Below are 11,486 nucleotides of genomic sequence, written 5' to 3'. Positions count from 1 at the left end.
GGCGAGAAGGCCCGCGCAGGTGAGTTCCAGCAGGTCGTGCCTGACCAGCCGCCGCTGATCTTCGGCCCTCCTGCGCTCAACCAGCGCGTGCCATGCCTGAGTGTCACCAGCGGCAGCGTGCTTGAAGAGGGCTGGGAAATCGACCCGGAGGACCTGGCCCACATCTCGCCATACCTGACCGAGCACATCAAACGGTTCGGCGAGTACTCCACCCACGAACTCGGCATCCAGCCCGACGCGTACGACCCGAAGCTCGACGTCGACTTCAGCCCACTCCATGGCGACCACCCGGAGAGCGCGGACGGCTACGGCCAGGCGGCCTGACCGCGGAGCGGGTCAGCCAGGCGACGGACGCACTACTTGGTTTCGACGCGTCCGACCGGTTCGGGTCCGGTTGCCAGCGCCTCGCACGCCCTCTGCCACGCGGTGTCGCCGCGTTGGAGCCGGCTGTGGAGGTAGGCCGCGGTGAGCTGCGCGAGCGCCGCGACCAGGCCGGGGTTCTCGTCGGTGGTCTCGGCGGCGTCGTACCCAGCGACCCCACCGAGTCCGTGTTCCGCGCCGAACAGGGTGAGCAGGGTCTTGGGGCCGGGGGCGAGGGTGTAGGGGTCGGTGTGCCAGGCCGGGCCCATGTCTGTGAAGTGCCGGGAGTCGTCCTTGTCGCCCGCGATGACCAGCGCGGGTGTGGTCATCGCGGAGAAGTCCGTGGTCCGGAAGAATGGCGTCTTCTCGGCCATGAACCCGGTCAGGACCTTGCCGCCTCTGCCGGGCGCGGCGAGCAGCACGCCCGCCTTGATGCGAGGCTCGAAGTAGTAGTAGGTCGCGCTCTTCGGCGGCAGGTCGTGCGGGAGATAGGCCCACTGGCAGCCGGTCCGGCCCTGGTAGAGGATCGCGTTGACGATCTCCCGCATGTCGTAGGCGCCCTGGTGGCCGCTGACCGAGCGGTGCCGGTCCTTCCATGCGGTGATCACCGGCTCGATCAGAGCCCACTGCTCGTCCGGTAAGTCGCTCGGGTACGGCTTGCGTTCACTCACCCGATCACATCACCAGATCAACAACCGCGGACCGGCAGATTCCGCCCCGCCGCCACACCATCAGGCGACAGCAGATCCCCTCAAAGACTCACGAACCGCCCACTCAAGAGTCAGCCTCAGCCGACGGGCCACCGCGTCCAAGTCCACCGAGAGATAGGCGAACGAGTACATGGGCCACCCGACGCCTTGGAACATCGAGACTTGCCGGGCCGGATTGGGTCCGCCCGGGGGTTCTGTCGCGGGCTCCCAGCTGTCCTCGGCATCCGGTACGCGCATCAGTTCAGTCACAGGGACAGTCAACCAGCACGCGGCGGCCACGATGTGACGGCCGACAGCAGTCTTGCAGCACCCACGACCAGCTGTTCACGGAACTACGGCCAGAGCCAAATTCGCGGATCCCCATCAGCCCGGCCGTGCGCACGACGTGACCGCGGCCCGCACCCACCGGATCATCCGAATCTGCGAACGCCAGGGCATCCCAGTCCTCGCCGACCGCGCCTACATGGGAGCCGGCCCATGGGTGACAACACCCCTCAGACGCCCGCCAGGCCGCGACCTCACACCCACCCAGCAAACCGTCAACCGCGCGCTGTCCGCAGCCCGAGCACCGGTCGAGCGCGGCGTCGCACAGCTCAAGTCCTGGCGGATCTTCCGCAAGGCCCGATGCAGCCCGAATCGAATGTCGTCAATCGCCGCCGCCGTCCTCACCCCAGGGGACTGTAAAACGTTCGGTGTAACTCCCGATCATGGAAGATGCATCGATGACCAGTGAGAACGTGACCGAGCCCGGAAGTGTCGAGTCGGATGAGCTGCGGTCGGCCAGGTCTGTGGACGACCAGCTGATCGACGAGCTGGTGGGCCGGGCTCAGTCCGAGGGCCTGCAACTGACGGGCGAGGGCGGGTTGTTGCAGCAGTTGACCAAGCGGCTGCTGGAGTCCGCTCTGGAAGGCGAGATCACCGACCATCTCGGCTATGACAAGCACGATCCGGCGGGCAAGAACGGCGGCAACTCCCGCAACGGCACTCGCGGAAAGACCGTGCTCACCGACGTCGGACCGGTGGAGATAGCCGTGCCCCGCGACCGCGAGGGCACCTTCGAGCCGAAGATCGTCAAGAAGCGGCAGAAGCGGCTGTCCGGGGTCGACGAGATGGTCATCTCTCTGGCCGCGAAGGGCCTGACGACCGGCGAGGTGCAGGCCCACCTGGCCGAGGTCTATGGCGCCGAGGTGTCCCGTCAGACCATCTCCACCATCACCGACAAGGTCCTGGACGGGATGGCCGAATGGCAGAACCGGCCGCTGGACGCCGTCTACCCTGTGATTTTCATCGACGCCATCCACGTGAAAATCCGTGACGGCGCGGTGGCCAACCGGCCCGTCTACGTGGCGTTGGCCGTCACGGCCGAGGGCCGGCGCGAGATCCTCGGGCTGTGGGCCGGCGACGGCGGCGAGGGGGCCAAGCACTGGCTGCACATCCTCACTGAGATCAAGAACCGCGGCGTGAACGACGTCCTGATGTTCGTCTGCGACGGGCTGAAGGGACTGCCGGACGCGGTCGAGACCGTCTGGCCCAGGACGGTCGTCCAGACCTGCGTCGTGCACTTGCTGCGGAACTCTTTCCGCTATGCCGCCCGCCAGGACTGGGACAAGATCGCGAAGATCCTCAAGCCCGTCTACACCGCGCCGACCGAGGAGGCCGCTCTGGAGCGGTTCGCCGAGTTCGCCGACGCCTGGGGCAGGAAGTATCCGGCGATCGTGAAGCTGTGGGAGAACGCCTGGGAGGAGTTCACTCCGTTCCTGCGGTTCGATACCGAGATCCGCCGCATCGTCTGCACGACCAACGCGATTGAGTCCGTGAACGCGCGGATCCGCCGGGCGGTCAAGGCCCGCGGCCACTTCCCCAACGAGCAGGCCGCCATGAAGTGCGTCTACATGGCGATCATGTCGCTGGACCCCACCGGCAAGGGACAGGCCCGCTGGACCAGCCGCTGGAAGACCGCACTGAACGCCTTCGACATCACCTTCGACGGCCGCCTCTCAGCGGCCCGTCAGTAACCCAACCACCCTGGTTACACCGCTCGTTTGACAGACCCCACCCCGGGCTTCATCAAGTTCCGTGAGTGTCTGGGTTGTTGGTGATGCCCAGGATGGCGAGTGCTCGTTCGGGTTCGTGGCGAATGGCGCGGGTGGTCTTGGCGATGTTGTCGGCTCCGAGGATCTTCAGGGTGCCGATGGCGAGGTTGTGGATGGTGGCCATGGCGCTGGGTGCACAGATGCACCGCTTCCAGGTGGACCGCGACGCCGTGTGGCAGCAGGATCTGCTGCAGCGATTCGGCGAGCTGGTGGCCGATGCGCTCCTGCACCGAGAAGCGGCGGGCGAACAGCCGCACCAGTCTGGTCAGCTTGGACAGGCCGAGGATGTGCTCGTGTGCGATGTAGCCGATGTACGCCTTGCCGAAGAACGGCAGAGCGTGATGCTCACAGAGGGCGAAGAACGGGATCGGTCCTTCGACGATCTGGCTGATCCGGCAGTCCGAACCGCCGTGACATTCGGTCTCGAAGGCGGTGACAAGCTTCTCGTCGCCCTCGTACCCGCTGGTGGCGTCGAAGAGGGCGCGCAGGAAGCGGCGGGGGGTGTCTTCCGTGGCCGCTGACCCGACGGCCAGGCCCAGTGCCTCGAAGATCTCCTTGAGATGGCCCTCGAACCGCTGCCACTCCTCGCGGGTGATCTGCCGCGGGGACACGGCTGCCCACTCCACCTCGTCGGTGACGGGTACGAGGCTCTCGCCGACCAGCCCTACGACGGGCGGGGGACCGTTCATCTGCATGGGGTGATCGTTCATACGCAGTCCCAAGACGTGACGCACGTCTCGCCGAAGTCGGTCGCTTCCATTATCGACCGATCTGTGCGTGCTCGCTGCGCGAGCTACAACGCCTCCTGCGGCAGCACATTCAATACGGGAGTGCCGGTCAGGGCAGCGGCCCGCTGCCGGCCGGCCCGTAGAGGTCCAGCAGGCGCGTCCGGGTGGATTGAAGCCGGTTCCCGACCACGGTAGCTACACAGCGGGTGATCGCCTGTCCCAGCACCGGATCTTCCTCACACATGGTGAGCACGGCCGCCGCGTCGAATTCGAGTGCGTGGACCGGGTTTCGCGCCTCGGCGCCGAGCTGCCAGGTGTGCGGCGGGACCAGCCAAGACCAGCCGAGCAATTGGCCTGGGCCGAGGGCATCGATGGTGGCCGCCTGGCGGCCAGGGACGTGCACGTCGAGGGAGACCATGCCGGTGCGGATGATCCAGAACCTGTCGGCCTTGCTGCCCTCCTGGAAGATGCGGGCGCCTGCCGGGAAGGACACATCAGTCGCGCATGCCAACAGGCGGTCGCGGTGAGCAAGCGACAGCATCCCGAGCAGATTCGTCATAGTCGTCATCGCAGTCCTCCGATATCTGGCGAAGACCACATGAGGAGCAGCAGCCAAACCCGCCACCACACCCCGTGCCCCGGAATGTCAGCCCTTGGGGCTGCTCTCCTCGAAGTCCGGTGCGCCCCGGCCGGTGCTGTTCGCGCTACCCGTCGATCTTCTTTGTCCAAAGCCTCCTGCAGGTCCGCTGCGAGAGTGGGGCGCGACTGCCCCGTGCTGTCAGCCCCGGAGTAGCTCGGCGAGCACCTCGGCTTCGCTGATCTCGGGATGCTTGGTTGCGGTGAGCAGCGTCAACGGCCGGTCTTGGGCGAGGTCATGCAGGTGCGCCAGAGCGTCCACGTGTTCGGGATCCTTGAGCTCGCTCCGGTAGCGGCGGCTGAATTCCGCGAAACGGTCGGGGTCGTGGCTGTACCACTTGCGCAGCTCCGTAGAGGGAGCCACCTGTTTGCACCACTCGTCGAGGTGGGCCTGCTCCTTGGTCATTCCCCGGGGCCAGATGCGGTCGACCAGCACTCTGGTGCCGTCGGTCTGCGCGGGAGCCTCGTAGACGCGGCGGACGTGCACGGTCTTTCTGTGTGCCATCGAGGGACCTCCTGGTGGGGCGTCATACGTAGTAGCGAGCGATGATCTCGAGCCGCGCCACTTCGTCGGGTCCTGGATAGGCCACCAGCACGGGCAGGCCACTTGGGTCCCGGCCCTCGATGAGGGTGAAGCCTGCCCCGTGCCGGGTGCCGACACGGGGCGAGCGGGCGGTGAGGACGCGCTCGCACCGCTGGAAGTCGTCGGGGCCGTCCGCCGTCCAGATGACGTACTGTGCGCCGACGTGGCCCACCGGGTGCGGGGCCTTGGGGCCCACGGTGCGTAGGTATACCTGGAAGCCGCCCTGGCCCACGAGCAGCGCCGCCGTGGCGGTGCGGACCGTGACCTCCATCCTCAGCAGCTCCTGGTAGAAGTCCGCTGCTTCGTCATGGTCGTGGACGAACAGCACGACCGAGGCCAACCTCGGCCCGCGCGCCTGCGGTCCGGTACCGGTCGGCTCGCAAACAGCCGGAAGCGGTGCAGAGTGCGGGCCGGAAGGTGCCGTTTCGTGTGGCTGTTCCATGAGGGCCCTTCCATCGACCGCGATGCGAGGTTCTTTTGCGCGGTTTCCTGATCCTTTTTCCACGCTACCCGGCCTGCCTCCTGGCCGCCGAAATCACGCAGCGGGCCCACGACGGCACCGACCGGGGTTGTCAGTCCGCCCAGGTGAGGAACCCCCCGACGAGGGTTCCGTAGGCGAGGTGTGCGGCGAGGGTGACGGTGGGTGTGCTGGGGCCGTAGTTGAGCATGAGAAATCCGGGTGGTTCGAGCAGGGCGACGTCGGGGGCGCTGGTCTGGGAGGTGCCCATGCGAGGGTGGACGAGGGGCAGCAGGATGTTGACCAGTGCGGTGGCGGCGAACAGGCCGTGGACGAGGCCGAAGACACATCCCAGCCACCAGCTGCTGTAGCCGATGGCGGCGAAGACTGCGTAGTAGAGCAGGGCGAAAATCTGCCCGTTGATGAAGTGCGCGCCGTAGCCGAGGGCCTTGGCACGGGTCCGGTCGCCGGTGAAGGCGGTGCCGAGCAGGAACGGCAGGTCGATGCGGGTCAGATTGACAGCGTTGGCCGCGCGCAGGCCCGTGGTCAGGACCAGGGTGCCGGCGAACCCACCCGCCAGGGCCGCCCAGATGCTCATCGCGTGGCCTCCCCGATCGCGCAGGCGGCGCTGATCAGGGCCAGGTGGGACAGGCCCTGGGGCAGGTTGCCGAGGAAGGCACCGGTCGCAGGGTCGATTTCCTCGCTGTAGAGGCCGACGTCGTTGCCGAGCGCCACGAGCTGGTCCATGAGGGACGCGGCTTCGTCGGCGCGACCGCAGCGGGCGAGGGCTTCGGCGAGCCAGAAGGAACAGGCGAGGAAGGCGCCCTCGCTGCCGGGGACGCCGTCGGCGCCGAGGTAGCGGTTGACGTAGGGGCCGTCCTGCAACGCCTGCTGGACGGCGGTGAGGGTTCCTCGCATGCGCGGGTCGTCGGGCGGACGGTAGGCGTGCAGCAGCCCGAGCAGCAGACTGGCGTCCACGTCGTTGCTGCCGGCGGAGCGCACGTAGCTGTTCAGCCGCGAAGAGAAGCAGCGGTCGTCGATGAACTCGGCGATGGCCTGTCGCGCGCGGCGCCACCGGGCCGCGTGCCGGTCCGGGATCAGCTGCCGACCGGCGAGGCCGAGGGCGCGGTCAAGGGCGATCCAGCACATCATCTTGGACTGGGTGAAGTGTTCGGGGGTGCTGCGTACCTCCCAGATGCCCGCGTCCGGCTTCTGCCAGACGGCGCAGACGAAGTCGGCGCTCTCTGCCAGCCGGCGGGCGATGTCGGCGTCGAGCCGGTGGCCCGCGGTGGTGTACAGCCAGGCGGTCTGCAGCAGTTCCCCGTAGGTGTCCAGCTGGAGCTGGTCGGCGGCGGCGTTGCCGACGCGTACGGGCGCTGAGCCGCGGTAGCCCGACAGGGCAAGGGTCTTCTCGGATGCGCGGGAGCCGCCGTCGAGGCGGTACAGGACGTGCAGGCGGGGGTGGGTGAGCTGGGAGGCGTGCATCAGCCACCAGAAGTAGCCGGTCGCCTCCGGCGCGCAGCCCAGCTTGAGGAAGGCGTTCAGGGTGAAGGCGGAGTCGCGGATCCAGCTGAAGCGGTAGTCCCAGTTGCGTTCCCCACCGAGTTCCTCGGGCAGTGAGCAGGTCGCGGCCGCGGCGACCGCGGCGGAGGGGGCGAAGACCAGGAGCTTGAGGGCGAGGGCGCTGCGCAGCACCGCCTGGCGCCAGGGGCCCGTGTAGGTGCGGTTGTCCACCCAGTGCCGCCAGGTGGCGATGGTGTGGTCCAGGCGGGCCTCGCACTCGGCGCGCGTGGGCAGGACCAGCGGCTCTTGGTGCGCGTACGGCAGCGCGAGCAGAGCCCGGGTGCCGGCCTCGGCACGGAAGCGGGATGCGACGGCGTCGCAGGAGTGCTGCGGCTCTCCCGCGTCCCACGCGCAGACCGCGACCGCCTCAGGACCGGAGGTGACGACGGGAACGCCCGCGCGATGCGTCAGGCGGGGTGCGTGGGCGCCGTAGCCGAAGCACGGCTGGACGCTCCAGCGCATGGGGACGCTGCCCGCCAGGCCCTCGATCCGCCGGACCAGCTCCCGGCCGGGCGCCAGGGTGTGCGGGGTGGCCATGGTCAGCGCGTCGGTGACCCGAACCGTGCCGCCCGCGGTGGTGAACGTCGTCTCCAGCACGTTGGTGCCGGGCAGGTAGCGGCGGGCGGCGGCGCAGGGCGCATCGGGCTGGAGGAGGAACCTGCCGCCGCGGACGGGGTCGAGGACGGCGGCGAACAGGGTCGGCGAGTCCAGGTCCGGCCAGGCCAGCCAGTCCACCGAGCCGTCCCAGGCGATGAGCGCGGCGCAGCGGCCGTCCCCGATCAGCGCGTAGTCCCGCAGCTCCGCGTACCCGTCCACCCTCGCCGGCTGTGCAGCCGTGACGTCAGGCAAGGCCGTCCACCCGTTCCAGAGCTGGTCCGGCGCCGGCGATGCATGGCCCGGCCCGGACGGTGCAGCACTCACCCTGAAGGCCTCCTTTCCCGGTCCAGCACGGTGGCGAGGAGGAGTCGGCCAAGGGCGCACGGTCGTCGGCCGGTACGCCTGGTGCACAAACCTTGCTGACCAGCCGGTCCGAAGCCGTGCCGTTGCGATGCCGACAAGCCGTTCTTCTGCCGAATGGCCCGTCGGCTCCGCTCCTGGGCGGCTTGGCTGCAGCCTTTCAGGCCGCGTGGGAGCCACGGTGCAGTTGGATCGGCTGAGCCTGCTGCACTGCCTGTTCGTCGCTTTCCTGCAGAGGAGTGAGCCGGATACCGGCGTGGTAGTCCTGGACCAGCATCCAGCCCAGGAAGCCCGCTGCGAGTGTGCAGGCGAGTCCGGCGGCGGACAGTGCCAGTCCCGGGGTGACGCCGGTCGCCGGGCCATCCCAGTGGGTGGCGTAGATGCCGAGGCTGGCGCCGAAGAGACCCAGGGCGGCGACGTTGAGAGCACCGTGGGCAACGCCAACGGTCTTGGCTGCCGAACGGCGTGGAATGCCGAACGCCAGGTCGATGATGCCTGGCAGGGCTGCCAGCAGTGCCGTGCCGACTCCGGCGATGTTCAGGGCGATGGCCAGGTTGAGCCAGAACTGCTGCCCGTTCGCCGCGTAGACGGCGAAACCCACCAAGGTGCCCGTGTAGCAGGCCACGGGATAGCCGACGAGCATCGGGTGGACGGGATGACCTGCGATGGTGACCTTGCTGTACATGGCGCCTCCAGGGGCACGCAGCCGCGTCCTTGCCGTATCAGTCGGTCCTGGTGGGGTGATCGAGAAGGCGGTCGAGGGGTACGTCGGTGTCGGCGAGCTTCCGTGCGTCGACTGCCTGGCCGGAGGTCACCAGGGCGCGGATCGGGTCGGTGATGTCCCAGACGTTGACGTTCATCCCGGCCAGTACCCGGCCGTGGGCGAGCCAGAAGGCGATGAACTCACGGGTGCTGGTGTTGCCGCGGAAGACCACTTCGTCGTAGCCGCCGGGTTCGACGTAGCCGGTGTACTCCATGCCCAGGTCGTACTGGTCGGTGAAGAAGTACGGAAGCCGGTCGTAGGTCGCGTCCTGGCCCAGCATCGCCTTGGCGGCTACCTGCGGTTGGTGCAGGGCGTTGGCCCAGTGCTCGACCCGGATGTGTTTTCCGAGCCGTGGGTGGAAGGCGTTGGCGACGTCACCGGCCGCGTAGATGTCCGGGTGGGAGGAGCGCAGGTGGGCGTCGACGCGGATACCGTTTTCGACGTCGAGGCCGGCGGCGTCGGCGAGCTGGGTGTTCGGGGTGATCCCCACACCGACGATGACCGCGTCGGCGTCGATGCGGCTGCCGTCGGCCAGCAGCACACCGCTTGCCTGTCCACCGGTGCCGGTGATCTCGGCGACCTGGACACCGCAGCGCAAGTCGACTCCGTGGCCAGTGTGCAGGTCGGCGAAGACCTGTGCGGCCTCGCGGCCCAGCACCCGCAGCAACGGCAGCTCAGCCGTCTCCAGCACGGTCACCTCGACACCGGCGGTGCGGGCCGCGGCCGCGGTCTCCAGGCCGATCCAGCCCGCGCCGATCACCGCGATGCGGGACGCGGCCCCGAAGGTCTCCTTGATCCGGTTACTGTCCTCGAGCCGGCGCAGGTAGAGCACGCCGGCGAGATCGGCGCCAGGGACCGGCAACCGGCGCGGCGAGGAGCCGGTGGTCAGCAACAGCTTGCCGTAGGCCAGGCGGCTGCCGTCCACGAAGGTCACCTCGTGGACGGCCGGGTCCACGCCGGTGACCGTGATGCCGAGACGCAGGTCGACATCGTGTTCGGCGTACCACTGGGGCGGGTGGACGTAGATCTCCTCCCGCTCGGCCTTGCCCAGCAGGTAGCCCTTGGACAGCGGCGGCCTCTCGTAGGGCCGCTCGTTCTCCTCCCCGACCAGCACGATCCGGCCGGCGAAGCCCTCCTCACGCAGAGTCTGCGCGGCCTTGGCCCCCGCCAGGCTCGCTCCAACGATCAGGTATGTCGTGGCCGAGCCCATGGGTCAGCTCCTCTGCTGTGCGGGCTGTGAGCGCAGCGTGGCGGACAGCTGCTCGCGCAGCCGGTCCCAGCTCGCGTCGAACGCGGCAACACCCTCGTCCTCAAGCTTCTGGACCACATCCTCGTAGTCGATGCCCAGGGCCTGAAGCCGGTTGAATACCTGTTGCGATTCGGCGTAGTGGCCGCGCACCGAGTCATCGGGCACCTGGCCGTGGTCGGCGACCGCACGGAGTGTGGCCTCGGGCATGGTGTTGACCACGCCCGGCGCGACCAGGCCGACCACGTAACGGGTGTCGGGGTAGGCCGGGTCCTTGGTCGAGGTCGATGCCCATAGTGGCCGCTGCGGGCGGGCACCGGCCTCGCGCAGCGCATCCCAGCGCCGCGAGGAGAACGCTTGCTCGTAGTGCTGATAGGCGAGCCGGGCATTGGCGAGCGCAGCCCGGCCGCGCAGTTCGGCGGCCTCCGCCGTCCCGATCTTGTCCAGTCGCGAGTCCACCTCGGCGTCGACGCGGGAGACGAAGAACGATGCCACCGACCCAAGCGAAGACAGGTCGCGGCCGGACTGCCCGGCACGCTCCATCCCGTCGAAGAAGGCATCCATGACAGCGTCGTAGCGGGACAGCGAGAAGATCAACGTGACGTTGATACTGATCCCCTCGGCCAGGCACGCGGCGATCGCCGGCAGCCCCTGGCGGGCGGCGGGAATCTTGACGAACAGATTCGGCCGGGCGACCAGCCACCACAGGGCCCGCGCCTCAGCGATGGTCGCCGCGGTGTCGTGGGCCAGGCGTGGGTCGACCTCGATCGACACCCGGCCGTCCACCCCACCCGTGGCCTCATAGACCGGCCGCAGCACGTCGCATGCGTCGCGGACGTCGAATGCGGTCAGCGCCCGCAGCGCCTCCCTCACCTCCACACCCCGGACGGACAGGTCGCGCAACTGCGCATCGTAGGCGTCGCCCGTTGTGATGGCCTTGGCGAAAATGGTGGGATTGGTCGTCACTCCCACCACGTGCTTGTCGGCGACCAGGTCAGCGAGACTGCCCGATACAAGGCGTTCCCGGCTCAGATCATCAAGCCAGATCGAAACCCCGCAGTCACTGAGCGCAGTCAACGGGTCGCTCACAGCCTTCTCCTTCCCGCTTCGCGGCGGAGCGAAGGCCGCTGGTCACATTCCTGAGGATTCCACCCGAACGTGCTGACGTGGAGAGTGTCCATAAACGCTGAGGTCACGTGCCAGGCCCCTGTCCCGAGCCGCGCCGCCGGGCACCCGCCGCTGCAACCAGCGATCAGTTTCAGCCTGGTGGCCACGGGCCCGTTTGGCAAACGCAGACGGGTTTTGTCAAACGCAGACGGAGCCGTCGGGGCCGTCGGAAATCTACGTGTTGCTTCCGGGGCTTGGGCTCGTTGACGTGGTATGGGGCGTT

At 68.4% G+C, this 11,486-nt stretch carries 12 protein-coding genes and 2 pseudogenes; 3 read left to right on the top strand and 11 right to left on the bottom strand.

From position 1 onward, the window contains the following. Positions 1-324, top strand: a 324-nt coding sequence (locus IEZ21_RS45440) for a Tn3 family transposase (RefSeq protein WP_189327670.1), incomplete at its 5' end; no start/stop codon positions are given. Between the two features lie 32 nt (positions 325-356). On the opposite strand, the gene IEZ21_RS45435 is transcribed toward IEZ21_RS45440, so the two are convergent. Further along, complete coding sequence (locus IEZ21_RS45435) at positions 357-1,031, bottom strand: transposase (RefSeq protein ID WP_281399765.1); 675 nt, start codon at positions 1,029-1,031, stop codon at positions 357-359. Positions 1,032-1,428: 397 nt separating this feature from the next. On the opposite strand from IEZ21_RS45435, the pseudogene IEZ21_RS45425 reads away from it, so the two are divergent. Together IEZ21_RS45425 and IEZ21_RS45420 are read left to right on the top strand one after the other, a co-directional pair. Continuing rightward, positions 1,429-1,803: pseudogene (locus tag IEZ21_RS45425) on the top strand (transposase family protein); the annotation flags it as partial. Further along, positions 1,793-3,085 carry an IS256 family transposase gene (locus IEZ21_RS45420; RefSeq protein ID WP_246568919.1) on the top strand — a complete coding sequence of 431 codons (1,293 nt, stop codon included), beginning with the start codon at positions 1,793-1,795 and terminating at the stop codon, positions 3,083-3,085. The pseudogene IEZ21_RS45425 and the gene IEZ21_RS45420, both read left to right, overlap by 11 nt. A gap of 52 nt (positions 3,086-3,137) precedes the next feature. Here the strand turns inward: IEZ21_RS45420 and IEZ21_RS48285 are convergent, their stop codons facing one another. From IEZ21_RS48285 to tal, 10 genes and pseudogenes are all read right to left on the bottom strand, one after another. After that, the gene (locus IEZ21_RS48285) at positions 3,138-3,287 is read right to left on the bottom strand and encodes a hypothetical protein (RefSeq protein WP_246568917.1); all 150 of its coding nucleotides are present in this window, start codon (positions 3,285-3,287) and stop codon (positions 3,138-3,140) included. 49 nt (positions 3,288-3,336) lie between these two features. Further along, a pseudogene (locus tag IEZ21_RS49060) lies at positions 3,337-3,852 on the bottom strand (GTP cyclohydrolase I); the annotation flags it as partial. A gap of 148 nt (positions 3,853-4,000) precedes the next feature. Further along, on the bottom strand, positions 4,001-4,450 hold the full coding sequence (locus IEZ21_RS45410) for a Crp/Fnr family transcriptional regulator (RefSeq protein WP_189327669.1): 450 nt from the start codon (positions 4,448-4,450) through the stop codon (positions 4,001-4,003). A gap of 219 nt (positions 4,451-4,669) precedes the next feature. Next, on the bottom strand, positions 4,670-5,032 hold the full coding sequence (locus IEZ21_RS45405) for a DUF488 domain-containing protein (RefSeq protein WP_189327668.1): 363 nt from the start codon (positions 5,030-5,032) through the stop codon (positions 4,670-4,672). A 22-nt stretch (positions 5,033-5,054) separates the two neighbouring features. Continuing rightward, entirely contained in the window at positions 5,055-5,552 is a 498-nt protein-coding gene (locus tag IEZ21_RS45400; protein WP_373302381.1) for a VOC family protein, read from the bottom strand. A gap of 130 nt (positions 5,553-5,682) precedes the next feature. Then, complete coding sequence (locus IEZ21_RS45395; RefSeq protein ID WP_189327666.1) at positions 5,683-6,165, bottom strand: hypothetical protein; 483 nt, start codon at positions 6,163-6,165, stop codon at positions 5,683-5,685. After that, positions 6,162-7,979, bottom strand: a complete 1,818-nt coding sequence (locus IEZ21_RS45390) for a glycoside hydrolase family 15 protein (protein ID WP_246568913.1) — start codon at positions 7,977-7,979, stop codon at positions 6,162-6,164. The genes IEZ21_RS45395 and IEZ21_RS45390 overlap by 4 nt, the downstream gene beginning before the upstream one ends. A 268-nt stretch (positions 7,980-8,247) precedes the next feature. Then, positions 8,248-8,772 (bottom strand): DUF2231 domain-containing protein, encoded by a 525-nt coding sequence (locus IEZ21_RS48275; RefSeq protein ID WP_246568911.1) that lies wholly within the window; start codon positions 8,770-8,772, stop codon positions 8,248-8,250. A 37-nt stretch (positions 8,773-8,809) separates the two neighbouring features. Continuing rightward, a complete protein-coding gene (locus IEZ21_RS45385) occupies positions 8,810-10,060 on the bottom strand; it encodes an NAD(P)/FAD-dependent oxidoreductase (RefSeq protein ID WP_189327664.1) in 1,251 nt (416 codons plus the stop codon). Positions 10,061-10,063: 3 nt separating this feature from the next. Then, complete coding sequence (gene tal, locus IEZ21_RS45380; protein ID WP_189327663.1) at positions 10,064-11,185, bottom strand: transaldolase; 1,122 nt, start codon at positions 11,183-11,185, stop codon at positions 10,064-10,066. Positions 11,186-11,486: the final 301 nt, after the last annotated feature.

The organism is Streptomyces flaveus, from assembly GCF_014647675.1.
Taxonomy (GTDB): Bacteria; Actinomycetota; Actinomycetes; order Streptomycetales; family Streptomycetaceae; genus Streptomyces; species Streptomyces flaveus.
This window is presented reverse-complemented; position numbering and strand designations above follow the sequence as displayed.